The organism is Psychrobium sp. MM17-31, from assembly GCF_022347785.1.
Lineage (GTDB): Bacteria > Pseudomonadota > Gammaproteobacteria > Enterobacterales > Psychrobiaceae > Psychrobium.
Genome location: NZ_JAKRGA010000002.1, coordinates 158,366 through 185,036, shown reverse-complemented (window position 1 = coordinate 185,036; position 26,671 = coordinate 158,366). Strand labels below are relative to the sequence as shown.

The following is a 26,671-nucleotide window of genomic DNA, read 5'->3' as shown; positions in this document are numbered from 1 at the left end:
GATTGATGAGATACTTTTGACTATTGGAGGAAGTATGAATCATTTATCAATTAGTCACGTTCATCATATCGCTATTATCTGCAATAACTATCTGTGTTCTAAAAAATTCTATTGTGAAGTACTCGGCTTCGAGATAATTCGGGAAACTTATCGCCAACCTCGCGATTCTTACAAGCTTGATTTGCGACTACCCGATGGCACACAAATAGAGTTATTTTCTTTTCCAGGAGCACCCAAGCGCCCAAGTTATCCAGAAGCGCAAGGACTAAGGCACTTGGCCTTTGCCGTTGATGATATCGATGAATCAGTGGCGTATCTTATCTCGCAAGATATTGCTGTTGAAGCGATTCGCATTGATGAACTAACTAACAAACGCTTTACGTTTTTTAACGACCCTGATGGCTTGCCGTTAGAACTTTACGAAAATTAATTAATGACGTTCCTTCATCGTTGATTAAGGCTGTTGTTCAAACAATGTCATGGTTCATGTCTATTTCTACGGTGAGGATATGTTGTATAAATCTCGCAAGATTCTATTGTATTTTAGTTTTATTATTATCGTTGTTAGCCTAGGGCTAGTGATTCCCGAGCGGCTTGTTAACCCTGTCAAAGGCGCGACAAGTCGCGATTGGAATCATCAAACCTTTTGGTACTCGCCGTGGGGCGCATCAGGTGTTCACAAAGGTATCGATATTTTTGGTAAGCGTTTTCAACAGGTCATTGCGCCAGTGAGTGGGATTGTTGTTTTCTCTGGTGAGCTCAAGCGTGGCGGTCACGCAGTTGCGATTTTAGGCCCTAAATGGCGAATTCACTATATGGCGCATTTACAATATCGCGATGCGAAAGTTGGAGATTGGGTGAGCGTAGGTGACGAAATTGGCGGCATTGGCGATACTGGTAATGCTAAGGGAAAACAGCCGCATGTCCATTATTCGATAATGACGCTGGTGCCTTATTTATGGCGCATCGATTTTAGTGAGCAGGGTTTTAAGAAGGCTTTTTATCTGAGCCCGCATGATAAATTGATATCTATTCCTAGCTTTGGTTAACCAGTAAAAGCGCCTAATCGTAATTAGGCGCTCTTTTATATCATCTGATGAGATTAGCTCGGTATAAAACGTCTAGCGAATTTACTCGCTTTGCCAACGCCTACGCTGGTATTGAGTGCTGTTTTACTGAGTACTAAGTACAACCACGGTACTAGATATAAGCTGGTAATAGTTGAGAAGCTTAGGCCGCCGATAATCGCAATTGCTAACGGGCCATATGACGGACCATCACCGCCAATTTGTGCGCTGCCCATCGCCAAAGGAACCATCCCTAATACCGTTGTAGCTACCGTCATTAAGACAGGGCGCAGACGGGTAATACAAATATCGGAAACGACTTTCTCTAGCTCCTCGCGTTTTGGTGACATTTGGTTGATTTGATCTATAAGCACTATGCCGTTATTAACCACAATACCCATTAAGATCAAGATACCTATCATGCCCATCACACTCATATTGGTGCCTGTGACTAAGAAGAACCAAAACACGCCGACGATAGAGTAGATAATGGAGCTGATGATCGCTGCTGGTAACAACAGTGATTCAAATAGTGCCGCCATCACGATATAAATCATCGCTACCGCTAGCATCATATTGACTAACATGATGTTTTGCTCTTGCTGTTGGCGCTCAAAGCCTTGGCCTAATTTCCAATTGTAACCTTGTGGCAGGTTAACATTTTCCATTGCGCGTTTTATGCGATCACCCGCTTGCTCAATAGTGATGTCGTCCAGATTGGCACCAATTTTTAGCGATGTCATTCTGTTTTGACGCCAAATGTTGTTAAGACGTGGTCTCACTTCAAAGCGCACCAAATTTTCTAAGGTAATGATTTGATCATTAAATTGAGTGATTGGAATTTGCTTGAGTTTGGCCAGCGAGTATTTTAACTCACGCTCAAATAGCATTTCGATGCGTACTTCGCCTTGTGGATCGTGGCGGAAGCTGCGTAAGTTTCTGCCGCGCAGAGCGTTAGACACTAACGAGGCGACATCTTGCGAGCTTAGGTTATATCGACTGGCTTTTTGACGGTCGACAATTAGCACCATTTCTTGCTGCTGCTCATCTACTTCACTGCGCACATCCGTTAAACCTTCTACTTGGCTAAGTAGTGGAATAACTTGATCACTCAGCTCAATTAACTTATCAGTCGACGGCCCTGTTAATGACAGTGATGCGCCGCCAGCAGAGGCACTACGCCAGCTAAACTGCGGTTCAGCAATGGCAAACTTGGGCATTTCCTCGCGGATCAGGCGCTTTATTTCATCAACGGATTTCGCTTTTCCTTCTTTCAACAATAGCGTTGAGTTGGCATATTCGGTATTGAAATAGGTGTACACCGAATCAATCTCGAATTTTTCTTGATTGCCATACAAGTAGTCTTCCATTTTGTTTACGAGCTTTTCCACTTCTTCTAATGGGTATTGCCCTTTGAGGTGATAATGGAGACGAATGCGCGTGGTATCGTCGCTATTGTTATTGTCTGAAGTGACAACGCTAGCTGGAAACGCGGTACTGGCTAAGATGATAATGGCTATTACACCGGTGATTTTCGGATGATGTAAAACCCAATCTAGACTGCGTTGGTAGTAGCGACGCGAAGGTTTATTGGCGTCGTTGTTCTTCTCTTTAGGCAGTAGTTTCTGTAAATCCATTCTCGACAGTAATAGTGGAAGCAGAGTTTTAGCAACCAGCAGTGATGCCGCTAGCGAAATACAAATTGCTATGGCCACATGCTCTAAGAAAATGGTTAGCTGAACTTTTTCACCAATAATGTTTGGAAGAAACACAATCATTGTAGTGGCAGTACCTGTAATGACCGCTAGGCTCACTTTCGACACACCAAATTCAATGATCTGGTTTATCGGCTTAGTGGGATCTTTTTTGTATTGTGCGGCAATGGATTCGGTAATTACCACCGAATTATCAACTAGCATACCAACGGCGAGTAATAGACCCATCATCGATAGAATATTGAGGGAATAACCCATCAAGTGCATACCAGCCAGTGTTAAACAGATAGAGAAAGGCACCGAGGTAACCACTAATAAAGTCACTGGGGTATTGCGAATAAATAGATAGAGCACCGCAAAAGATAGGATTGCACCAATGCCGCCTGCTTGTAATAGATCACCTAATGAATCTTTTACACCTTTGGCTTGATCGTCCATTAAGAAAATGTCGATGCCTTGGAATTTGTCACTGCGAGCAATCTCGTCGATGGTAGTACTCACGCGAGAGGCAACATCGACTAAGTTAACGCTCGATTCGCGAAACACATCCATACCAATGGCAAAGCTTTGGTTGAGATGGCGCGCTTCTTCCAGCTCTTTTTGCTCGTATTTTACGGTGGCAATATCACTTAAATAAACGTGATCGTTGATTTTCAAATTACGAATATCGTTAAGGTTGGTGTACTCACCTTGTGGCGATACACGCATCGTTTGATTATCGCTTTTTATCGCACCTGCATTGATAGAGAAATTTTGCTTACTTAACACTGCCGTGAGTTGCGCGACATTAATGTTGTGGCTTGCCATGCGATCGCTAGATAGGCGAATGATGATTTGGCGTGGGTCGACGCCATAAAGCTCAACTTTCGATACGCCTGAGATGCGCTCAATTGGTTTTTTAAGAAAATTATTCAGTAAGTCGTAGCTGTTGCGAAGCTCGCGTTCGCTGGATATGCGCATGGTAAGAATAGGCATATCTGAGGTGGAGAATTGATAAACAAAAATGCGCTCTAAATCTTCTGGTAATAAATGACGGATCGCATCAATTTTTTCGCGCGCTTCAATCCCTTTACTGGTAAGACTTTTACTCCATTCAACTTCAATAAAAACACCAGCGCCGTGCTCATTGGAATTTGAGTTCATGCGGGTGATACCACTCATAGTCGCCAGCGCTTCTTCGATGGGCTTGGTGACTAAGCGCTCAACTTCCGCTGGACTAGAGCCAGGGTAAGGGGCATTGATGTACATCTCAGGAATATCGATGCCCGGAAACTTTTCTAATGGCAATAAGCGCGCCGACGCTAGGCCGAGCAATAGCATGCTCAGCGCAATCATAAAGGTGGTGACTGGGCGTTTTAGCGCTAGGGCGGTGAGGCCTGAACTTGATGTGCTCATGTTACACCTCCGCCGCTGGTTTGCTTAGTTGTGCGTCTTTGGTTTGCTCAACGAACTTTTTGCTATCAAACAGTCGATAAAGCACCGGAATAACAATAAGCGTCAGCAAGGTCGAAAATATTAAGCCGCTGATAACCGTAATCGCCATTGGCGCCCGTAGTTCACTACCTTCACCAAGGCCTAAGCACATAGGTAATAGACCTAAGATGGTGGTCATGGTGGTCATGATAATCGGGCGTAAGCGAGACTGAGCTGCGGTTTTAATTGCCGTTACTTTTGCCATGCCATCCAAGCGCAATTGATTAATGCGATCCACTAACACGATGGCGTTGTTCACGACGATACCGCTTAGCATGATCAGACCAAGGAAAACGATAACACTAAGGTTAGTGCCCGTTAGGTATAAACCAAGCAGTGAACCAACACCGGCTAGTGGCACGCTAAATAAGATCAGCAGTGGGTGTAGCAACGATTCAAACTGTGATGCCATGACTAGGTAAACAAGGAAAACAGCTAGCGCTAATGCCATCATCATTGAGTTAAACGATTGCTCCATTTCCTCACTTTGGCCACCAAAATTACTCGTCACATTCAGTGGTAAATCAAGTGAGCTTAATAGACGATTAGCTTCTTCGATGGCGCTTTGTTGATCGCCAACAGCGATATTGGCGCTAATGACTGCCACGCGCTGCTGATCAACACGATTGATTTGTGCTGGGCCAACGGTTTCTTTGATGGTAGCAACGCTTTGTAATGAAATTGGGTGCTCGCTATTAGGATTAACAATCATGGCGCGTAAGTCGTTAACCGAGTTACGGTCGTTGAGATCACTGCGTACCAGAATATCAATTTTGCGATCGAACATCGTAAACTGACTTGCCACATTACCACCCACTTTAACCGCAATAAGTTGTGAAATATCGGCAGTATTTAGTCCAAGGTTGGCGATGCGTTTGTGATCAAACTCGATAGCTAATTCTGGTTGGCCGCGGCGCATGCTATTAACCACATCATCAAACACTGGCGAGTTGCTCATTAAGGTCGTTAATTGCTTGCTGTAGGTATTGAGGGTAGCTAGATCATAACTGGCCAGTTCAATACTCATAGGCTTGCTCAGCGTAAATAACGCAGGGCGGTTTAACTCGTTACTTGCACCAACGATATTGCGAGCAATTTGACGGGTTTTATCCATTACCGCGTCTTCGTGAATTTGATTGTGGACAATAATTTGTAAGCGCGCTTGATGCTCGCCGCCTTTACTTGCGCTGCTGGTCATTAAGCTGCCACGACCCGTTAGTGAGTAGGTGCTTTTGATACGCTCATCATTCGCTAACTCTTGGGCAATGTGGTTAATGGCTTCATCGGTTTTAACCAATGGCGTTCCCGGAGCGAGTTCGAGCTCTAAATAAAATTCACCTTGCGATAGTGGAGGTAATAATTCAAAGCCAACGCGCGGCGCGATAATTACGCTAGTACTGGCAAGACCGAGAGTAATGACTAAGGTTTTAATCGGATGGGCGAGGGCACCAGAGAGTAAGCCTTTAAAGCCAATAGCGACCACATCAAAGGTTTTGTTGAATACTCCAGTTATTGGTTTTAATCCAAATCCTAGCACCTTGCTCACTGCGTAAAATACTAGTAGTACGATGCGCGAAAGTAGCATTGGTAAGAGGATGCATAATAAATAGAATGGCGTCGTTAGAATGTAGAGTATTTTGCCCCACGTTGTACGCTGGCGAAACGCTACGCGTTGATAGCCTTCACCGTCGGCGTTGGCTGAAGAGCGCTCACGTGAGGCGAGCATTGGAATCAATGTTAGTGCTACAAGTAATGAAGCAAGCAGGGCGAAGGTTACTGTCATGGCTTGATCGTGAAATAGCTGTCCCGCGACACCTTCAACGAAAATAAGTGGTACGAATACCGCCAAGGTGGTAAGTGTTGAAGCAACAATAGCGCCGCTTACTTCATTGGTACCTTTGGCAGCAGCTTCCATGTTGGAATAGCCTTGCTCTTTATAGCGCGCAATATTCTCCAGCACTACGATAGCGTTATCCACCAATAAGCCAGTCGCTAATGCAATGCCGCCGAGTGACATAATGTTGAGGGTAATGTCATTGGCGTACATTAAGTTAAAGGTTGCGATAACAGAGACTGGAATCGACAGTGAAATAATCAGTGTTGGAATAATAGAGCGTAAGAATAAATACAGTACCAGCATGGCGAGTAGACCACCGATAACTGCAGCAGATTTAACTTCGCTGATGGCGTTGCTAATAAAGGTAGATTGATCGTAAACCAGAGTGAGCTCATAGCGACTGTCGCCACGGTCTTTGGCGCGTTCAAGCTGACGTTTGATTCGATTGGCTACTTCAACGGTGTTGGCATCACCTTCTTTGTAAATCGCGAGCTCAACTGCTTCTTTAGCGTTGATGCGGGTAACATCGGTGCGCTCTTTGTAGCTGTCTTTAATAGTAGCGATGTCTTTGAGGTAGATAATCTGGTCGTTTTCTTGATACACCACCAAATCGCCAATTTGGGCAATATCGTTAAACTGATTGAGGGTGCGTACTAAATATTGGGTGTTGCCTTCAATAAGCTTACCCGCCGAAATATTAATGTTTTCACGGCGAATGATTTGGCTAATTTGCTCACTGCTTAGATTAAGTTGAGCCAGTTTATGCTGGTCGATCACCACCTGATACTCTTGCTCTAAACCACCGCCAAGTTTAACCGAGGCTACACCAACGATAGATTCTAATTGACGCTTAACGTCATATTCACCGTAAGTACGCATTGCGGTGAGAGTATAGACGCCAGCATCGGTATCTGTAGACACTGCATTCTTTGGCTGTAGCGCAAGACGCACGATAGGATCTAAGCTTGGGTTAAATTTCAAAATCAGTGGTTTTTCAACATCGAGCGGCAATGAAATTAAATCGAGCTTTTCGCGTACTTCTAAGCTGGTAATATCCATTTGCACGTCCCACTCAAACTCGAGTAGTACGTCAGACTGACCTGGCTTAGACACTGAGCTGATTTTGCGTAGACCTTTGACTACGCCAACCGCTTCTTCAATGGGCTTACTGATCAGCTGTTCGATTTCAGACGGAGCAGCACCTGTGTATGTGGTTCTAACGGTTAGTGTTGGGTAGCTTAGCTCAGGTAATAGATTAACGGCTAAGCGCGATAGTCCGACTAGGCCGAACAGGATGACAGCAAAGGTGGCCATCCAAACTGTCACCGGACGTTTGATTGCGGTATCGATAATTTTCATGACAAATCCTAAGACGCTTTTGCGACAGCTTGTGGTTGTGCTTCTTCCGTTGACGGTTCAACGTCGGCCTTAGGTTGGTTCAATACTTCTACTAGCGTGTCATTTTTAAGATTGCGATGACCTTTAATGACAATTTGCGTTTGGCTATCGATATCACCAGTAATTTCTGTGATTTCTTCTTCGACATAACCTGTGGTTACTGCTACTTCGCTGGCTTTGTTGTTGCTCACCACGAACACATATTGTTGACCGTCGCGGTGAATAATTGCATCTGACGGCACCGTTAATGAATCTTGATGGGTGTCGAAAATAACCGAGATTTGGGCAAACATACCCGGTTTTAAGAGTGATTGGTTATTAGCTAGTGCTAAGATGACTTTAAAGGTGCCACTTTTGTTATCAATAACTGGCGCAATCGAACGAACATGAGCGTTAAATGTTTGGTTTGGTAGGGCCGAGAATGACAAGGTTGCTTGTTGTTTTAGCTTTACATTCGCCAGTTGCGCTTCAGGCACGTAAAGCACCGCTTGTAAGTCTTGTTGATTGACGATGTGCAGCAGCTGTTGGTAAGACTGGCTAAAGTGGCCTTCTTTAACCATTTTGTTAGCGATGAAACCTGAGATTGGTGCTTTGATTAAACTATCTTCTAAATCGAGTGCTGCTAAGTCACGCGCAGCTTTAGCTGATTGGAATGAGAACTTAAGTTTATCGACTTGATCGTGACTAACTAACTTTTTAGATTCGAGTTTTTTAAGACGGTTAAGTTCTTGATTGATACTCGCCAGTTCAGCATTCGCTTTATCTAGCGCTAGCTTATAGCGACGCGAATCAATCTTCGCGAGTAATTGACCTTTTTCAACGTAGTCGCCTTCTTCAACATTAAGCTGTTCAACGATACCTGTTACGCGGCTGATAACCTGTGCATCATCACGCGATTCTAGGGTGGCTGTTGAATGATAGGTGGAGGAAATAGGTTGCTGTTTGATTTGAGCTGTGACGACAGGGATCGCAAATTCTTTTTCTTTCTTTTCTTCGTCTTTGGCGTTTGATTCACTACAGCCAGAAAGTAGGCCTGTAATAAGAAGGGCGGTGATAATTGACGCTTTAGTAGTAGTTTGCATGATCCTGTGCTCTTGTTTTAATACCAATCCAATAATTAGTTACTCATTTCTTAGCGTTTAAATCTACGCTGGCATTGTTACGATTTGTGTATAACAAATAAGTTTCAATGATGGCGTATTTATTCGCGTGAGTTTCTAATATCGATAAAGGTTAATGTTATAAATCTACAGCCAAAGAGCATAGCTTGTGCCAATTAATATTAACCTAAACAAAACAAAGGCTTAATAAATACATACTGAGGGGTAATATGCTGTTTTAGCGAAATGTACCAATTGAATTGGTGAAATTGATTAAATATTTGTTGGTGAGCTTTCGTCAAAAAGTTTAGGGCATAAAAAAGCCCAATTGAAAACTTTCAATTGGGCTTACAGTTTTTAAACGTAATGTTTAAAGCTTATTTTTTCGCGTCAGATACGAAATCACGTGCTGCTGCACCTGTGTATAGCTGACGTGGACGACCGATCTTGTGACCTGGTTGACCTAGCATTTCTTTCCAGTGTGAAATCCAGCCAACAGTACGAGATAGGGCGAAGATTACTGTGAACATAGATACAGGGATACCCATAGCACGCATTACGATGCCTGAGTAGAAATCAACGTTCGGGTATAGTTTCTTCTCGATGAAGTATGGGTCTTCTAGGGCGATGCGCTCTAGTTCCATAGCTACGTCTAGTAGTGGATCGTCAATGTTTAGTTCTGAAAGTACTTCGTGACAAGTTTCACGCATTACTGTTGCACGTGGATCGTGGTTTTTGTAAACGCGGTGACCAAAGCCCATTAGACGGAATGGATCAGACTTGTCTTTCGCTTTAGCAACGTACTCTTCGATGCGATCTACTGAACCGATTTCTTCTAACATGTTTAGACATGCTTCGTTAGCACCACCGTGAGCAGGGCCCCATAGTGACGCAATACCTGCAGCGATACACGCGAATGGGTTAGCACCAGAAGAACCTGCTAAACGTACAGTTGACGTTGAAGCGTTTTGCTCGTGGTCAGCGTGTAGAGTGAATATACGGTCCATTGCGCGAGCGATAGTCGGGCTGATTTTGTAATCTTCGGCCGGTACAGAGAACATCATGTTTAAGAAGTTTTCTGAGTAAGATAATTCGTTCTTAGGGTATACGAACGGTTGACCGATGCTGTACTTGTAGCTCATTGCTGCAAGTGTTGGCATTTTAGCGATTAAACGAATCGCTGAAATGTCGCGGTGACGTGGGTTGTTTACGTCTAGTGAATCGTGGTAGAACGACGATAATGCACCAACAACACCACAAAGGATAGCCATTGGGTGAGCATCGCGGCGGAAGCCTTTGAAGAATTGCATTAGTTGATCGTGAACCATAGTGTGGTTCTTAATTAGCGCAACAAATTCGTTGTATTCTGCTTGTGAAGGCTTGTCGCCGTGTAGCAGAATGTAACAAACTTCTAAGTAATCTGCGTTGCTTGCTAGTTGATCAATTGGGTAACCGCGGTGTAATAAGATGCCTTTGGCACCATCGATGTAAGTGATTTCAGATTCACAAGAGGCTGTCGCCATAAAGCCCGGATCAAATGTGAAGTGGCCGGTGCTGCCAAGCTTGCTGATGTCGATTACATCATGACCTTCGGTACCAGATGAAATTGGAAGTTCAATAAGATCATTTCCGTCGATCGATAGGGTAGCGTGACGCTCTGTCATACGATTTGCTCCTGTAATTTTTCTGTCTATTTTTTTATATCAGTTTATTCAATCTGACCAATAAATATTCAGGCTACATAAATAAATGGCCTGTATTTAACCTAATATTTGCATAACTTGTCAATTCAAATGCGTGTTTTAGTGCTGTGATGGACGAATAATGTACGACCGGTGTTTATTTGTTGACCGTTATGTGCGATTAATAGATACCTTAATTAGGGAATGTGTCCAAATTGTTAAAACTGATGTTGGTTATTAGTCTATATTAGACGCCGAAAAAGCACGAATAATGGGCTCACATTAATTGTATTTATGTAACAGTCCCAGTATACTTTCGTCGGATTTAACGGCTTGTGGTGATTTGACACAATCCGTAAGCACCAAACAAAGAGAAAGATAGGTAATTAATGGGTGTTAGTTACTGAAAATATTTCTTGTCGGAGGCCGAGAGGCTTTCTCTTTTATAAAAATAATGGGCCTCAATTTTTAGCTTAAGTGAGCACAATCGTGAAAAAGCAAAGACCTGTAAATCTAGACTTACAGACCGTTAGCTTTCCATTAACTGCAATCGCATCAATCTTACACCGTATCAGTGGCGTTATTATGTTCTTCGCTGTGGGTATCCTTATGTGGTTGTTATCTGAGTCGCTATCAAGCCCAATGGGTTTTGCTAACGTTCAAGATATTCTGGATAGCTTCGCAGCTAAGTTCATTATCTGGGGCACTCTAACTGCTCTTGCATACCACCTCGTTGTTGGCGTTCGCCACATTATTATGGATATGGGTTACGGTGAAGAATTTGATTCAGCTACCAAATCGGCTCAACTATCTATGGTAATTTCGGTGATTCTTTCAGTATTAGCAGGGGTGTGGTTATGGTAAACAATGCAGCAACTCTAGGACGCAGTGGCGTTCATGACTTTATTATTATTCGTGTTGCCGGTATTAACTTAGCATTGTATGCAATTTTCCTACTTGGTTTTTTCCTTTGCAACGATGTTACTTACAATGTTTGGAAAGATCTATTTTCAAACCTAGGAATGCAAGTATTCACAATTATTACTTTGCTTTCACTACTCGCACATATCTGGATTGGCTTATGGCAAGTATTAACGGATTACGTTAAACCTGTTGGCCTTCGTTTTGTTCTTCAACTAGCACTTAATGCGGCAGCGTTCAGCTACGTAGTTGCTGGTCTTGTTATCCTATGGAGAGTGTAAAGTGAGCATTCCAGTATTAGAATTTGATGCCGTAGTAATCGGCGCAGGCGGTGCGGGTATGCGCGCTGCATTGCAAATTTCACAAGAAGGCAAAACTTGTGCGTTAATCTCAAAAGTTTTCCCTACGCGTTCACACACAGTATCAGCTCAAGGTGGTATCACTGTTGCTCTAGGTAACAGCCACGACGATAACTGGCACTGGCACATGTACGATACCGTAAAAGGTTCTGATTTCATCGGTGACCAAGACGCTATTGAATACATGTGTGAAGCTGGCCCAGAAGCTATCATCGAATTAGAGAACATGGGTCTACCATTCTCTCGTTTCGAAAACGGTAAAATCTACCAACGTCCATTTGGTGGCCAATCGAAAGAATTCGGTGGCGAGCAAGCGGCACGTACTGCAGCGGCAGCTGACCGTACAGGTCACGCACTACTTCACTTGCTATACCAACAAAACGTTAAAAACAAAACTAACGTATTTAGCGAGTGGTATGCACTAGATTTAGTTAAAAACGACGAAGGTACTGTTGTTGGTTGTACAGCAATGAGCATCGAGACTGGCGAAGTAGTTTACTTCAAATCTCGCGCTACTGTACTTGCAACTGGTGGTGCTGGTCGTATTTACGCATCTACTACCAATGCTCACATTAACACTGGTGACGGTGTTGGTATGGCTATCCGTGCTGGCTGTGCTATGCAGGATATGGAAATGTGGCAATTCCACCCGACAGGTATCGCTGGTGCTGGTGTACTAGTAACCGAAGGTTGTCGTGGTGAAGGTGGTTACTTATTAAATAAAGACGGCGAGCGCTTCATGGAGCGTTATGCACCAAATGCTAAAGATTTAGCATCTCGTGACGTTGTTGCTCGTTCTATGATGAACGAAATCCGCGAAGGTCGCGGTTTAGATGGCCCATTAGGTCCACACTGTTTATTAAAACTTGATCACCTAGGTAAAGAGACACTTGAATCTCGTCTACCTGGTGTTTGTGATTTATCACGTACATTCGCACACGTTGATCCTGTTGATGCGCCGATTCCAGTATTACCAACATGTCACTACATGATGGGTGGTGTAATGGCTAACATCCACGGTCAAGCGTTAACACGTGGCGAAGACGGCGAAGATAAGATCGTTGAAGGTCTATTCGCTGTTGGTGAGATTGCGTGTGTATCTGTACACGGTGCAAACCGCCTAGGTGGTAACTCACTGCTTGACTTAGTTGTATTTGGTCGTAGCGCTGGTAAGTTCTTAGGTGAATACCTAACATCTGACCTACAGCACAAAGATGCTTCAGAAGCTGACATCGATGCTGCACTAGCGCGTCTAAACCGTTGGGAAAACAACAAAGACGGTGAAGATCCTGCACAAATCAAGAAAGACATGCAGCTATGTATGCAGCTTAACTTCTCGGTATTTCGTGAAGGTAAAGCAATGGCTGAAGGTCTTGAAGAGCTTAAGAAGATCCGTGAGCGTCTTAAGAACGCGAAATTGTCTGACAACTCTGCAGAGTTCAATACTCAACGCATCGAGTGTCTAGAGTTAGACAACTTAATGGAAACTGCATTTGCAACGGCAATGGCTGCAAACTTCCGTGAAGAATCTCGTGGTGCTCACTCTCGTGAAGATTTCCCTGAGCGTGATGATGACAACTGGCTATGTCACAGTGTTTATCACCCACAATCAGAAACGATGACTAAGCGTGAAGTTAACTTCTCGCCTAAGACTCGCGAAGCCTTCCCACCTAAAGCTCGTACATACTAAGGAGAGAGTGATGAAAAAAGTATTCTCAATTTATCGCTACAACCCTGATGTTGATGCGAAGCCTTACATGAAGGATTACACGTTAGAGCTAGAAGATGGCTCTGACATCATGGTGCTAGACGCCCTGATCATGCTTAAAGAGCAAGATCCTACATTATCTTTCCGTCGTTCTTGTCGTGAAGGTGTATGTGGTAGTGACGGCGTTAACATGAACGGTAAAAACGGTCTGGCGTGTATCACGCCACTATCTGCACTTAAAGGTAGCAAGATTGTTTTACGTCCATTACCAGGCCTGCCGGTTATACGTGACCTAATTATTGATATGAGCCAGTTCTACACTCAATATGAGAAGATCAAGCCATACCTAATTAACGATGGTAAAGAGCAGCCTGCACGCGAGCACTTACAATCAATTGAAGATCGCGACAAGTTAGATGGTCTATACGAGTGTATTTTATGTGCTTGTTGTTCGACTGCTTGTCCGTCGTTCTGGTGGAACCCAGATAAGTTCATCGGTCCATCTGGCCTACTTCACGCCTACCGCTTCTTAATCGATAGCCGTGATACAGCAACAGATGAGCGTTTGAGCGAGTTGGATGACGCGTTCAGTGTATTCCGTTGTCACGGTATCATGAACTGTGTAAATGTTTGTCCTAAAGGATTAAACCCAACTAAAGCCATTGGTCACATCAAATCTATGCTGTTAAACCGCGCGGTGTAACTGTATGGTTGTTGACCTTAGGTTGATAAAAGAATAAGAATTAAATAGCCGTATTCTCCCGTGGAGGTATGGCTATTTTTGCGTTAGAAACTTTTAAAATTTTTGATTGAATTTACGCTAGATGATAAGTATTCTCGATTGAGATAGTTGACTTGTAGCGGTGGTTTCTGAAATTAATTGTAGCGTTTGGCTAATTTATAAGGGCAAAAAATGCATGAAGGCATAATGAAGGAGTGGCTTGAATCGTCACACCTAGCTGGTGCTAATGCGGGCTATATAGAAGAAATGTATGAAGCATACCTCGAAGATGCAACATTAGTTTCTGATGAGTGGCGTGTTGTTTTTGAGCAACTACCACGCAGCGAAACTGATGGCGTTGAAGAAGTAAATCATACTAAAATCCGCGATTATTTCCGTCGCGCTGCCAAAGAGATTCGTGGTGGTGGTGCAAGCGAAATTGATCCGCAGACTGCTTCTAAGCAAGTAAAAGTACTGCAAATGATCAACGCCTACCGCTTCCGCGGTCATCAACACGCCAACCTTGATCCATTAGGATTATGGCAGCGTGATAAAGTGGCGGAGCTTGATCCAGCATTTCACAATCTGGATAAAGACGACATGGACACTGAGTTTAACGTTGGCTCTTTTGCGGTAAGCAAAGACTCAATGAAACTCAAGGACTTGCACAAAGCGTTAGAACAAACTTACTGTGGTAGTGTTGGTGCTGAATACATGCACATCACAGACACAGAAGAGAAACGCTGGATTCAACAACAACTTGAATCAGTGCAAAGTACACCTGCATACTCGAAAGAAGAAAAGCTACGTCTGTTATCAGGCTTAACTTGTGCCGAAGGTATTGAAAAATACGTAGGTGCTAAGTTCCCTGGTGCAAAACGCTTCTCGCTAGAAGGTGGTGGTGCATTAATCCCAATGCTACGCGAAGTGCTTTACAAAGCTGGTGAGCACGGCGCAAAAGAAATCGTATTGGGTATGGCACACCGTGGTCGTCTAAACGTATTGGTTAACCTACTAGGTAAGAAACCGTCGGAACTATTCGACGAGTTCGCTGGTAACCACGACGAAATGAATGGCTCGGGTGATGTTAAATATCACCAAGGTTTCTCTTCAGATTTTGAAACGCCATCTGGTGCACTGCACGTAGCATTAGCCTTTAACCCATCTCATCTGGAAATTGTTAATCCAGTGGTTATCGGTAGTGTACGCGCTCGTCAAGACCGTTTAGGTTGTAGTGACGGCAGCTCAGTAATGCCAATTACCATTCATGGTGATAGCGCGATTGCTGGTCAAGGCGTGGTTCAAGAAACCTTCAACATGTCTCAGGCACGTGCCTTTAAAGTGGGCGGTACTATTCGTATCGTGGTTAATAACCAAGTTGGTTTCACAACCAGCAACCCACAAGATACCCGTTCTACTATGTACTGTACGGATATCGCGAAAATGGTTCAGGCACCTATTTTCCACGTTAATGGTGATGATCCTGAAGCTGTTGCTTTCGTATCGCGCATTGCGGTTGATTACCGTAACAAGTTTAAGCGCGATGTGGTTATTGACCTTGTTTGTTACCGTCGTCACGGTCACAACGAAGCCGATGAGCCGAATGCAACACAGCCATTGATGTATCAAAAGATTAAACGTCATCCTACCCCGCGTAAGATTTACGCTGACAAGCTATTAGGTCAAAGTCTAGTAGAGCAGGGTGATATTTCGGCCATGATTAATGACTATCGCGATCGTCTAGATCACGGTGACTGTGTGGTTGACGAGTGGCGTCCAATGACCCTTCATTCAACTGACTGGTCTCCGTACATCGGTCACGATTGGGACATCCCTTATGACAACACTTTACCGTTAGATACGGTTAAGTCACTTGCGCATAAGATGTGTGAATACCCAGAAGATCACAAGCTACACTCACGTGTTGCTAAGATCTACAACGACCGCGTTACTATGGCTAACGGCGAAAAACCAGTTGATTGGGGCTTTGCTGAAAACCTAGCTTACGCAACTATTTTGAACGACAAAGCGAATGTTCGCATCATCGGTCAAGACAGTGGTCGTGGTACTTTCTTCCACCGCCATGCAGTGCTACATAACCAAAACGATGCGTCGACTTATGTGCCGCTTAAGAATTTATCTGAAGATCAAGGTAAATTCCGTTTATTCGACTCTGTGCTATCTGAAAACTCAGTAGTAGCCTTCGAATACGGTTACACCACAGCTGAGCCGGCTGGTCTAAACATTTGGGAAGCACAATTTGGTGATTTCGCTAACTGTGCCCAAGTGGTATTTGACCAATTCATTTCATCGGGTGAGCAAAAGTGGGGCCGTTTATGTGGTCTAACTATGCTATTACCACACGGTTATGAAGGCCAAGGTCCTGAGCATTCATCGGCTCGTTTAGAGCGCTTCTTACAGCTTTGTGCCGATCACAATATGCAGGTGGTAATTCCATCAACGCCAGCGCAAATCTATCACATGTTACGTCGCCAAGTGGTTCGCCCAATGCGTCGTCCATTGGTAGTAATGACGCCTAAGTCATTATTGCGTCATCCACTGTGTGTTTCTTCATTAGAAGAGCTAGCTGAAGGTTCTTTCCAGAACGTTATCGGTGAGATTGATGAGATCGATCCTAAGCAAGTGGAACGCGTTGTGTTCTGTAGTGGTAAGGTTTACTACGAACTGCTGCAAAAACGCCGTGAAGATAAGCTTAATAACATCGCTATTATTCGTGTTGAGCAACTATACCCGTTCCCACACGATGAAGTTGATGCGTTATTAGAGCAATACAGCCACGTGACAGATTTTGTTTGGTGTCAAGAAGAGCCACAAAACCAAGGCGCTTGGTACTGTAGCCAGCACCACTTCTGGAATGCAATTCCAAAAGGGGCCAACCTGACTTATGCAGGTCGTGCTGCTTCAGCTGCACCAGCGTGTGGTTACCCAGCTATGCACAAACAGCAACAACTAGATTTAGTTGACGCTGCGTTAACAATTAAATAATTATTAAGGGAAAAGTCGATGACTGTCGAAATTAAAGTTCCTGTATTACCAGAGTCAGTAGCAGATGCTGCTGTTGCAACATGGCATGTTAGCGTGGGCGATAGCGTTTCACGTGACGACAACCTAGTTGATATCGAAACCGACAAAGTGGTTTTAGAAGTTCCTTCACCAGCTGAAGGTGTAATCGTTGAAATTCGCGAAGAAGAAGGTGCAACGGTTCTTGGTGAGCAAGTGATTGCCATCATCAAAGAAGGCGCTGTAGCTGGCGAAGAAGTGAAGAAAGAAGAAGCGGCTCCTGCAGCGGCACCAGAAGCAGCTGCTTCTGAAGAAACTTCTGACGCACTAAGCCCATCAGTACGTCGTCTACTTGCTGAGCACAACTTAAACGCGGACAACATCAAAGGTACTGGTGTTGGCGGTCGTTTAACGAAAGAAGACGTTGAAAAGCACATTAAAGGCGGCGCTGCGGCTCCAGCTTCTGCACCAGCAGCAGCTCCTGCACCAGCAATGGGCGCGCGCGATCAAAAACGCGTTCCTATGACACGTCTGCGTAAGACAATCGCTAACCGCTTATTACAAGCGACTAACGACACAGCAATGTTGACAACGTTTAACGAAATCAACATGAAGCCAATCATGGATCTTCGCAAGCAATACAAAGAAGTATTTGAAGAGCGTCATGGCTGTCGTTTAGGTTTCATGTCTTTCTACGTGAAAGCGGTTACTGAAGCGTTGAAACGTTACCCAGAAATCAACGCGTCAATCGACGGTGATGACATCGTTTATCACAACTTCTTCGACGTGAGCATCGCGGTTTCTACGCCACGTGGTCTAGTAACGCCAGTATTACGTGACACTGACCAAATGAGCATGGCTGACATCGAGAAGAAGATTCGCGAATTAGCTATCAAAGGTCGTGACGGCAAACTAACTGTTGACGAAATGACTGGTGGTAACTTCACCGTAACTAACGGTGGTGTATTTGGTTCGTTAATTTCTACGCCAATCATCAACTTGCCACAAAGCGCTATCTTAGGAATGCACAAAATCCAAGATCGCCCAATGGCTGTTGACGGTAAAGTAGAAATCTTACCAATGATGTATCTTGCACTGTCATACGATCACCGTATCGTTGATGGTAAAGGCAGTGTTGGCTTCCTAGTAACTGTTAAAGAGCTACTAGAAGATCCAACGCGTCTACTACTTGATGTTTAATCAACTGTAGAACAATTTTAAGTTTGGTGTTTTCACACCACTATGAGGGTTGCCAGTAAAAAGGCTGGCAACTTTTTTTCAACCAAATGACGGAAAATCATCATGAATTTGCATGAGTATCAAGCGAAACAACTTTTCGCAGAATATGGTCTGCCAGTATCTGAAGGGTTCGCGTGTGATACCCCTCAAGAAGCCGCTGAAGCAGCTGATAAAATTGGCGGTGACATGTGGGTTGTTAAAACCCAAGTACATGCCGGTGGTCGTGGTAAAGCTGGCGGTGTTAAGCTAGTTAAATCAAAAGAAGAAATCAAAGAGTTTGCTCAACACTGGTTAGGCAAAAACTTAGTAACTTATCAAACAGATGAAAACGGTCAGCCGGTTTCAAAAATCTTAGTTGAGAGCTGTACTGATATCGCTAACGAACTATACCTAGGTGCTGTTGTTGACCGTGGTACTCGTAAAGTAGTATTCATGGCTTCTACTGAAGGTGGTGTTGAAATCGAAACTGTTGCTGAAGAAACTCCAGAGTTAATTCACAAAGCTGAAATCGATCCACTAGTTGGCCCACAAGCTTACCAAGCACGTGAGTTAGGCTTCAAATTAGGTCTAAACCCAACACAAATGAAACAGTTCGTTAAGATCTTCATGGGTCTAGCTAACATGTTCAACGACCACGATTTCGCACTTCTAGAAATCAACCCGTTAGTAATCACTGACGAAGGTAACCTACACTGTCTAGACGGCAAAATCGGTATCGATGGTAACGCACTTTACCGTCAACCAAAAATCCGTGAAATGCACGATCCATCTCAAGAAGATGAGCGTGAAGCTCATGCTGCACAGTGGGAACTTAACTACGTTGCACTAGACGGTAACGTTGGTTGTATGGTTAACGGTGCTGGCCTAGCAATGGGTACAATGGACATCGTAAACCTACACGGCGGCAAGCCAGCTAACTTCCTAGACGTTGGTGGCGGCGCGACTAAAGAGCGTGTATCTGAAGCATTCAAAATCATCCTATCTGACGACAACGTTAAAGCTGTTCTAGTAAACATCTTCGGCGGTATCGTACGTTGTGACATGATTGCTGAAGGTATCATCGGCGCTGTTAAAGAAGTAGGCGTTAAAGTACCTGTAGTTGTACGTTTAGAAGGTACAAATGCAGAAGCTGGTCGCGAAGTATTAGAGAACTCTGATGTTGCTGTAATCGCTGCTGAATCACTAACAGACGCAGCACAAAAAGTTGTTGCCGCTGCGGAGGGCAAATAATGTCTGTATTAATTAACAAAGATACTAAAGTAATCTGTCAAGGTTTCACTGGTGGTCAAGGTACTTTCCACTCAGAGCAAGCGATTGCCTACGGTACACAAATGGTTGGTGGCGTAAGCCCAGGTAAAGGCGGTCAAACGCACCTAGGTCTTCCAGTATTCAACACAGTACGCGAAGCAGTAGAAGCAACTGGTGCAACTGCAACAGTTATCTACGTACCAGCGCCATTCTGTAAAGACGCTATCTTAGAAGCTATCGATGCTGGTATCGAACTAATCGTTACTATCACTGAAGGTATCCCAACGTTAGACATGGTTGATGTGAAAGTTAAGCTAGAGCAATCTGGCGTTCGCATGATCGGTCCTAACTGTCCAGGTGTTATCACTCCAGGTGAAAGCAAAATCGGTATCATGCCAGGCCACATCCACAAGCCAGGTAAAGTAGGTATCGTTTCTCGTTCTGGTACTTTGACTTATGAAGCCGTTAAGCAAACTACTGATGCTGGTTTCGGTCAATCTACTTGTGTTGGTATCGGTGGTGACCCTATCCCAGGTACTAACTTCATCGACGTTCTAGAAATGTTCGAGAAAGATGACCAAACTGAAGCTATCGTAATGATCGGTGAAATCGGTGGTACAGCAGAAGAAGAAGCTGCTGAATACATCAAAGAAAACGTAACTAAGCCTGTAGTTTCTTACATCGCTGGTGTTACTGCTCCTCCAGGTAAACGTATGGGCCACGCTGGCGCAATCATCGCTGGTGGTAAAGGTACTGCTGACGAGAAATTTGCTGCATTAGAAGCGGCTGGTGTTAAAACTGTACGTTCTCTAGCAGACATCGGTGTTGCACTAAAAGAAAAGACTGGTTGGTAAGCTAAGGCTTAACAATTTGTTTTGATAAAAGGCTGCTTTCGCAGCCTTTTTTGTTTTTGGAGAATTATAAGGAGTAGAAAGGTTATCGTCATATATCAATAGTTGTGCAATGTAAAACTCAATGCATGCTTTCTCCAAATAGTTTAAAGTAATTCGAATTCAAATCACCTACCTAAGTAATTGACAGGTATTAGTTTTACTAATAATGTAAATTCAAATTTTAAAATTTAAATCCGGTATTATCGCGCATGCTGGATAATATATTGTTAGGTTTTACAGGAGTACTGTGAAGTATTTAATATTATCTCTACTTTTTAGCTCACTTACATTTGCATCAGAAGAGTGCATTTTAACTGAGTCTTATAAAGACGCTCGTAAACAGGTTTATATTAAATCTAGAGAGATCCTTAAGCCTTATCTTGATTGTAAAAAATCAATGAAGGAGGCTTTTCATTGGAAAGCTGTTGCTGCATGCACTAAACAGGGGTTAGGCAAAAATATTGGTGGCGGGTGTAGTCACCTTGTAAATTATGGTTCTTTTCCAATGAAAGAAGTTGATGTGTCTCATTGTGAAGTATTTAAGTTGCCAATTGAAACTGTAAAAGCGTATAGAGAAGAGTTAAAGCAACAAATAGATGTGCCAAAATGTAAAACATAACAAGTCACTCCAAAGGACAAAAAAACAGTTGTTTTTTGCTCCTGCGTCGCTTTTTTTAAGCAACAATTTTTGCCTCTGAATGAGGCGTTAGGTAACTAAATGGAATTTCGAGTCAAGTCAGCCAAAAACTATAATTTGAAGTCACGAAGCATTGCCTTTAGTTTTCTGTTTGGTTCAATAATCTTAGGTTGGGTTGCTTCGTTATTTATCGAAAATTCTGAGTATTCAAATGCGGCAATAGGGCTTGGTTTTTTAGTTGGGGTTTTGGTATCTATTCGCACAAAGCTTGAATATAACGAAGCTTTTACGTGCAAAGACTGTGGCAGTAGCATAAGTTCTCCAGCTCAAAATAGTGGAGCAGATAACGAAGCAATTATATTCGTTTGTGAGCAATGCAAAGTTTTATGGCATACAGGTGACACTTGTAATTAAACGTTACCTAACAAGCCATTGCAGTGTGGGACTTTTAACAGTTGGCTTCCCTCACTGCGTTTGTTATTTTAGCCAACTAATTAAAAGCCCCTGAATGGGGCGTTAGCTGAAAAAATATGAAGTGCATTTTCTGTAAAAAGGATTCGACAGAATCAAAGAGTGTTGAACATATCATTCCAGAGAGCTTATGGAATACTAAGCAAATACTTCCTGCCGGAGTTGTTTGTGACAAGTGCAATAATTATTTTTCAAGGAAAGTTGAAAAGCCCTTTTTGTGCTCTCCAGATATGGAAGCATTGCGTTTTCATCAGGCTATCCCGAGTAAGAAGGGCAGAATTCCACCTATCAAGGGTATTATTTCTGGGTCATCGTCCCCAATAAGAGCGCATCGAGTTCTTGATGGAGAGGATGTGGTTATGAATATAGAGCTCGATAGGGAACAATTTGAACTCGTAAAGAGCGGCGGTTCTTCACAATTGTACTTACCCATGGGCTTTGAGAAACCTACTGTTAGCGAAACATCTAGATTTATCGCTAAAGTAGCAACTGAAGCATTAGCACAACGAGTACTCGGCAACGAAGGTGGGGTTGAGTACATTGTTGACGAAGAACAATTTGACCCTATAAGACATCATGCTCGTTATGGCCAGCCAAAAGAATGGCCTATCTACTCTAGGCGCATATACGACGCAAATGAAGATAAAGAGATTCATGGCGAAAAAGGCCAGCTAGTCCATGAATATGATTTCCTTCATACTCCGCAGGGAGAATTGTATTTCATTTTAGCCCTATATGGCGTAGAAATGACAATTAATGTAGGTGGCCCTGACATTGAAGGATACGAGATGTGGCTAAAGGAAAATAATGATGAGAGTCCTCTCTACAGTGGGAAAAATGCCAGCAGCTAACAAGGCCAGTCAGAGGGACACAAAAACCGCCGCTTCGCTTTGGTTTTCGTGCCTCTGCTGGCGGCGTTATATGCCTATGAAATTTTTGTATCGTTCTTTAACTCTGGTTATCTTATTTATAGGTTTTATTCAGCTTTATGGTGTTGGAGAGCGAATCTCTAGTGCACTATGGCGGCTGTATAAGTTTTATGGCAGTAATGGCGAAGGGATTACAGTCGGAACCTCTATGGCACTTATTACCTATGTGGTTTCAATTTGTTTAATTGTGGTTTCTGGTGTAATTTACAAAAAATCGAATGACAGCATAGCGTTGGCTTTAGCAAGACTTTCCAGTTTCATATTGTTGTTTGGTTTATTGCTTTTAACATTGTTACTCCTTAGTCCGCTAGCCTATTTTTACTCAAGGTAGCGGCGCATAACAAGCACTTCAACAAGGACAAATACTGATTGGCTCCTACGCTGCGCTTCGGATTTTAGCCAACCAGCATTTGTCTGTTAAGCGGGCGTTATATCCCCAAAGATAGATGGAGCTAAATTTGAAATTTGAATTTGATATCAAAGAAAACGCTATAGATAGCTTCAACGAGGCTTTGTCCAAGTATGAAGAAGGTGAGGGGGGAGAATTAAAAGCCTTTAAATTCTCGATTACACACCTATCACACTGCATCGAGCTGGTATTGAAGATGTATCTTCAATCTCTAGATGAGAGCCTGGTTTTTTCTAAATGTTATAGAGAAGTCACAAAGCGAGCTAAAGCTGATGGAGTGAGTTTATTAGAGGCATTCAACTCCCTCGAATCTGAAAGCTTTGATTTTGAAAATGTAGTTAAGGGTCAAAGTAATCCTCATACAGTAACAGTAGATCAAGCATTAGCCATTGCGAGGTGCGAAGTATGCAGTGTTACAGGTAATGATCTTGTGGATCAGGAGTTCATTGACGACATAAACTGGATGAAATCTTTGCGTAACTCTATAGAGCATTTCCAGTTTGAATTTACAGCTAAAGATGTACGGTTGTGTGTTGGTAGACTGGTTAGAGGACTTTCAGAGTTTACTGACATTTTCTCACTGTTTGATTTGGTAGAAGAGATAGGCACAGAGAAATACCATGTATTTGAAGTTTTAGCCGACGAGTACGAACACGAACTTAAAGAAGCATCCATAGATGTAACTGAGGCAAAGCATGCGCTTTTCGCGGGCGTACGCCCAAAGCATCAGATGGATATCGAATGGAACGTATATACATGTGAGAGTTGCGGCAATGATACGATGATCCCTAATACTGACTCTTCCACCGGCTATCGTTGCACTGTAAATAGTTGCGAGAATGAAGAATCAGAAGAAATCGAAGTGGATTGTGATATTTGTGGTTGCCCTTGGCCAAATGGGGAAATGTCCTATTGGGAAGATACATATGACAACGTTTGTCCTAGGTGTGAAAATCCTGAGGCGTGGTGATATAACAAGCGCAGCCAGTCGGACAAACTTTACACCAAAATAAGAGACACCCAAAAGTTTCTGGCAATAAATTGATTTTGTCCTAGGCTAATAATCACTCTTTGTTGAGGAGGTTGTTATGGCTAGGGCAAGAAACAGTCTAATTGATTTAGACGCCACACCTTTCTATCACGTCATTTCTCGTTGTGTTCGTCGTGCATTTCTGTGTGGCGAAGATAAATATTCCGGTAAGAACTATAACCACAGGCGCCAATGGGTTCTGGATAAACTACACGCGTTAGCGGAGGCTTTTGCTATTGATATCGCTGCCTATGCGATTATGAGCAACCACTATCATTTAGTATTGCGTGTTGACCGAGAGCGTGCATTAAGTTGGTCTGACGATGTGGTAATTGAACGTTGGTATCAACTTCACAAAGGTCACCCTGTTGTTGATAGGTATCGCAAAGGTGAAATAGATGATAAAGTGAGCCTAGCCAAGGTTGCTGAAGTTGTCTCAATGTGGCGATTGAGGCTTTATGACATTAGCTGGTTTATGCGTCACCTTAATGAGTCGATAGCTAGAGCGGCTAATAAAGAAGATAACTGTAAAGGACGATACTGGGAAGGACGCTATTATTCTCAAGCATTATTGGACGAGCAAGCACTGTTATCGTGCATGATGTATGTTGATTTAAACCCTATTCGTGCAGGAATGGCTAAGAACTTAAAAGAGAGCGAATTTACTTCAATTCAAGCCCGAATACGAAGTTACGAGCAAGAACGAAAAAAGATTTCAAAAGAGAGTAAAACATTACCAAAACAGCCCACTAAACTCTTGCCATTTGGCAGTTCAAAACAACCGCTTGCCATACCGTTTACGTTATATGATTACTTTGAATTGGCTGACTGGAGCGCGAGACAGATAGTACCCAATAAGCGTGGTTTTGTAGAAGATAGCCAACCTAAATTACTTGATAGTTTAGGAATTTCTAGTGATGACTGGATAGAAATCGTTAATCACTTTAGACGCCAATACGGTAATTTCGCAGGTTCCAGAGAGCGGTTAAGGCAATGTGCCAATGAGCATCATCACTGTTGGTACAAGGGTGTTGGCTGACAGATAAACCATCCAAGTTATCTCAAAAAAGAAGCAGATAATCGTGCAACTTGAGGGATCGCTATGTGTTTTTATCAGTGTTTGGTAGCAAAAAACGTAATTAAAGTTGTTTATTAGTGATTTAATTGAAGTCAATGTATTAGTTGATTGAAATTTTAGCGCAAAACGACTTGAAATAAAGTAGTTGAACATCCAAGCTAATTTTTGGGTGTCAACGATTTAACGAGCAAATAGAAGTTATCAGCACTAACGATAAAGGTGTATATAAATTTATTATTCCATCCGAAATAGGAGGGTTAGATGAGTTAGAGATAAACTTGGGTTACTCTCCGAAGAATGCTGAAGGTTTCAAGTTTATGCAAGAATCGCAGAAACTTGATTTTAAAGTTATTGATGGGAATGCTGTAGGAACTTTTACAGTGGTGCCAAGAGAGAATCTACTACCTTTCTTACATGTCATGTGGTGGCCTGAAACTCCTGGATTATGTGGGGTTGCGGCCAATAGTGATTTTATTGGTGTAGGCAATACCTAACAAGGCGCTAAAGAACGGACAAAAAACAGTTGGCTTTTGCTCGTTCCTCGCTAATTTTAAACAAAATAATAGACACCCAAAAGTTTCTGGCAATAAATTGAATTTGTCCTAGGCTAATAATCACTCTTTGTTGAGGAGGTTGTTATGGCTAGGGCAAGAAACAGTCTAATTGATTTAGACGCCACACCTTTCTATCACGTCATTTCTCGTTGTGTTCGTCGCGCATTTCTGTGTGGTGAAGATAAATACTCCGGTAAGAACTATAACCACAGGCGCCAATGGGTGTTGGACAAGCTCCATGCGTTATCAGGGATTTTCGCTATCCATATCGCTGCCTATGCAATTATGAGTAACCATTACCATTTAGTATTGCGTGTAGACCGAGAACGTGCGTTAAGTTGGTCTGATGATGAGGTAATTGAACGTTGGTATCAACTGCATAAAGGTCATCCTGTCGTTGATAGGTATCGCAAAGGCGAGATAGACGACAAAGCGAGTCTAGCCAAGGTTGCTGAGGTGGTCAGCGTGTGGCGATTTAGGCTTTATGACATTAGTTGGTTTATGCGTCACCTCAATGAGTCGATAGCTCGAGCCGCTAATAAAGAAGATAACTGCAAAGGACGCTACTGGGAAGGTCGTTATTATTCACAGGCATTGTTGGATGAACAAGCTTTGTTATCTTGCATGATGTATGTTGATTTAAACCCTATTCGCGCAGGTATGGCCAATGATTTTAAAGAGAGTGATTTTACCTCAATTCAAGCCAGAATCCGTAGTTATGAGCAAGACCGAAGAACCACCTCCAAACACAATAAAGCCTCACCGAAACAACCCGCTAACCTTTTACCATTTGGCGGTTCGCAACAATCGCTTGCCATCCCTTTTACCCTCTATGATTACTTTGAACTGGCGGATTGGAGTGCAAGACAGATAGTGCCTAATAAGCGCGGTTTTGTGGAAGAGCATCAGCCTAAATTACTTGATTGTTTGGGGATTGCTAGTGATGATTGGATAGAAATTGTTAATCACTTTAGACGCCAATACGGTAACTTCGCAGGCTCGCGAGAGCGGTTAAGGCAGTGTGCCAATGAGCATCATCACTGTTGGTATAAGGGCGTTGGCTAACGGATAAACTAGCCAAGCTATCTGAGAAATGTAGATAATCGAGTTGTTTACAGGCTTTCTTTGTGCTTTTCTCGGCGTCTGATAGCAATAAACACTTCTAAAACGATTTATTACCG

The 26,671-nt window shown here is 43.1% G+C and carries 22 protein-coding genes; 18 read left to right on the top strand and 4 right to left on the bottom strand.

Annotated features, from left to right (window positions below; translation table 11 throughout):
- Positions 1 to 34 precede the first annotated feature (34 nt).
- On the top strand, positions 35 to 430 hold the full coding sequence (locus tag MHM98_RS05295) for a VOC family protein (RefSeq protein WP_239438235.1): 396 nt from the start codon (positions 35 to 37) through the stop codon (positions 428 to 430).
- A gap of 79 nt (positions 431 to 509) precedes the next feature.
- Positions 510 to 1,049 carry a M23 family metallopeptidase gene (locus tag MHM98_RS05290; protein ID WP_239438234.1) on the top strand — a complete coding sequence of 180 codons (540 nt, stop codon included), beginning with the start codon at positions 510 to 512 and terminating at the stop codon, positions 1,047 to 1,049.
- Positions 1,050 to 1,102: 53 nt separating this feature from the next.
- On the opposite strand, the gene MHM98_RS05285 is transcribed toward MHM98_RS05290, so the two are convergent.
- The 4 genes from MHM98_RS05285 to gltA all read right to left on the bottom strand — a co-directional run bounded on the left by MHM98_RS05285 (position 1,103) and on the right by gltA (position 10,254).
- A complete protein-coding gene (locus MHM98_RS05285) occupies positions 1,103 to 4,177 on the bottom strand; it encodes an efflux RND transporter permease subunit (protein ID WP_239438233.1) in 3,075 nt (1,024 codons plus the stop codon).
- A 1-nt stretch (position 4,178) separates the two neighbouring features.
- Entirely contained in the window at positions 4,179 to 7,451 is a 3,273-nt protein-coding gene (locus tag MHM98_RS05280; protein ID WP_239438232.1) for an efflux RND transporter permease subunit, read from the bottom strand.
- An 8-nt stretch (positions 7,452 to 7,459) separates the two neighbouring features.
- Positions 7,460 to 8,572, bottom strand: coding sequence for an efflux RND transporter periplasmic adaptor subunit (locus MHM98_RS05275; RefSeq protein ID WP_239438231.1), 1,113 nt, complete (start codon positions 8,570 to 8,572; stop codon positions 7,460 to 7,462).
- Between the two features lie 395 nt (positions 8,573 to 8,967).
- Positions 8,968 to 10,254: a citrate synthase gene (gene gltA, locus MHM98_RS05270; protein WP_239438230.1), complete on the bottom strand. Its 1,287-nt coding sequence runs from the start codon at positions 10,252 to 10,254 to the stop codon at positions 8,968 to 8,970.
- 507 nt (positions 10,255 to 10,761) lie between these two features.
- Between gltA and sdhC the strand changes: the two genes are divergently transcribed.
- The 16 genes from sdhC to MHM98_RS05190 all read left to right on the top strand — a co-directional run bounded on the left by sdhC (position 10,762) and on the right by MHM98_RS05190 (position 26,555).
- Entirely contained in the window at positions 10,762 to 11,136 is a 375-nt protein-coding gene (gene sdhC / locus MHM98_RS05265; protein WP_343229205.1) for a succinate dehydrogenase cytochrome b556 subunit, read from the top strand.
- The gene (sdhD, locus tag MHM98_RS05260; RefSeq protein ID WP_239438228.1) at positions 11,130 to 11,474 is read left to right on the top strand and encodes a succinate dehydrogenase, hydrophobic membrane anchor protein; all 345 of its coding nucleotides are present in this window, start codon (positions 11,130 to 11,132) and stop codon (positions 11,472 to 11,474) included. The genes sdhC and sdhD overlap by 7 nt, the downstream gene beginning before the upstream one ends.
- A gap of 1 nt (position 11,475) precedes the next feature.
- Positions 11,476 to 13,242, top strand: a complete 1,767-nt coding sequence (sdhA, locus tag MHM98_RS05255; RefSeq protein ID WP_239438227.1) for a succinate dehydrogenase flavoprotein subunit — start codon at positions 11,476 to 11,478, stop codon at positions 13,240 to 13,242.
- A gap of 10 nt (positions 13,243 to 13,252) precedes the next feature.
- On the top strand, positions 13,253 to 13,963 hold the full coding sequence (locus MHM98_RS05250; protein WP_239438226.1) for a succinate dehydrogenase iron-sulfur subunit: 711 nt from the start codon (positions 13,253 to 13,255) through the stop codon (positions 13,961 to 13,963).
- A 210-nt stretch (positions 13,964 to 14,173) separates the two neighbouring features.
- Positions 14,174 to 16,987 carry a 2-oxoglutarate dehydrogenase E1 component gene (sucA, locus tag MHM98_RS05245; RefSeq protein WP_239438225.1) on the top strand — a complete coding sequence of 938 codons (2,814 nt, stop codon included), beginning with the start codon at positions 14,174 to 14,176 and terminating at the stop codon, positions 16,985 to 16,987.
- Between the two features lie 18 nt (positions 16,988 to 17,005).
- A complete protein-coding gene (gene odhB / locus MHM98_RS05240; protein ID WP_239438224.1) occupies positions 17,006 to 18,202 on the top strand; it encodes a 2-oxoglutarate dehydrogenase complex dihydrolipoyllysine-residue succinyltransferase in 1,197 nt (398 codons plus the stop codon).
- A 102-nt stretch (positions 18,203 to 18,304) separates the two neighbouring features.
- Positions 18,305 to 19,471: an ADP-forming succinate--CoA ligase subunit beta gene (gene sucC, locus MHM98_RS05235; RefSeq protein WP_239438223.1), complete on the top strand. Its 1,167-nt coding sequence runs from the start codon at positions 18,305 to 18,307 to the stop codon at positions 19,469 to 19,471.
- On the top strand, positions 19,471 to 20,343 hold the full coding sequence (sucD, locus tag MHM98_RS05230; RefSeq protein WP_239438222.1) for a succinate--CoA ligase subunit alpha: 873 nt from the start codon (positions 19,471 to 19,473) through the stop codon (positions 20,341 to 20,343). Before sucC ends, sucD begins: the two co-directional genes overlap by 1 nt.
- Before the next feature lie 286 nt (positions 20,344 to 20,629).
- Positions 20,630 to 21,001 carry a hypothetical protein gene (locus MHM98_RS05225; RefSeq protein WP_239438221.1) on the top strand — a complete coding sequence of 124 codons (372 nt, stop codon included), beginning with the start codon at positions 20,630 to 20,632 and terminating at the stop codon, positions 20,999 to 21,001.
- Positions 21,002 to 21,100: 99 nt separating this feature from the next.
- Positions 21,101 to 21,433, top strand: a complete 333-nt coding sequence (locus MHM98_RS05220; protein WP_239438220.1) for a hypothetical protein — start codon at positions 21,101 to 21,103, stop codon at positions 21,431 to 21,433.
- 116 nt (positions 21,434 to 21,549) lie between these two features.
- Positions 21,550 to 22,341: an HNH endonuclease gene (locus MHM98_RS05215; protein WP_239438219.1), complete on the top strand. Its 792-nt coding sequence runs from the start codon at positions 21,550 to 21,552 to the stop codon at positions 22,339 to 22,341.
- Positions 22,328 to 22,750: a hypothetical protein gene (locus MHM98_RS05210; RefSeq protein WP_239438218.1), complete on the top strand. Its 423-nt coding sequence runs from the start codon at positions 22,328 to 22,330 to the stop codon at positions 22,748 to 22,750. The genes MHM98_RS05215 and MHM98_RS05210 overlap by 14 nt, the downstream gene beginning before the upstream one ends.
- A gap of 127 nt (positions 22,751 to 22,877) precedes the next feature.
- Positions 22,878 to 23,798: a hypothetical protein gene (locus tag MHM98_RS05205; RefSeq protein WP_239438217.1), complete on the top strand. Its 921-nt coding sequence runs from the start codon at positions 22,878 to 22,880 to the stop codon at positions 23,796 to 23,798.
- A gap of 118 nt (positions 23,799 to 23,916) precedes the next feature.
- On the top strand, positions 23,917 to 24,897 hold the full coding sequence (locus MHM98_RS05200; RefSeq protein ID WP_239438216.1) for a transposase: 981 nt from the start codon (positions 23,917 to 23,919) through the stop codon (positions 24,895 to 24,897).
- A gap of 356 nt (positions 24,898 to 25,253) precedes the next feature.
- The gene (locus tag MHM98_RS05195) at positions 25,254 to 25,430 is read left to right on the top strand and encodes a hypothetical protein (protein WP_239438215.1); all 177 of its coding nucleotides are present in this window, start codon (positions 25,254 to 25,256) and stop codon (positions 25,428 to 25,430) included.
- 144 nt (positions 25,431 to 25,574) lie between these two features.
- Entirely contained in the window at positions 25,575 to 26,555 is a 981-nt protein-coding gene (locus tag MHM98_RS05190) for a transposase (protein ID WP_239438214.1), read from the top strand.
- Positions 26,556 to 26,671: the final 116 nt, after the last annotated feature.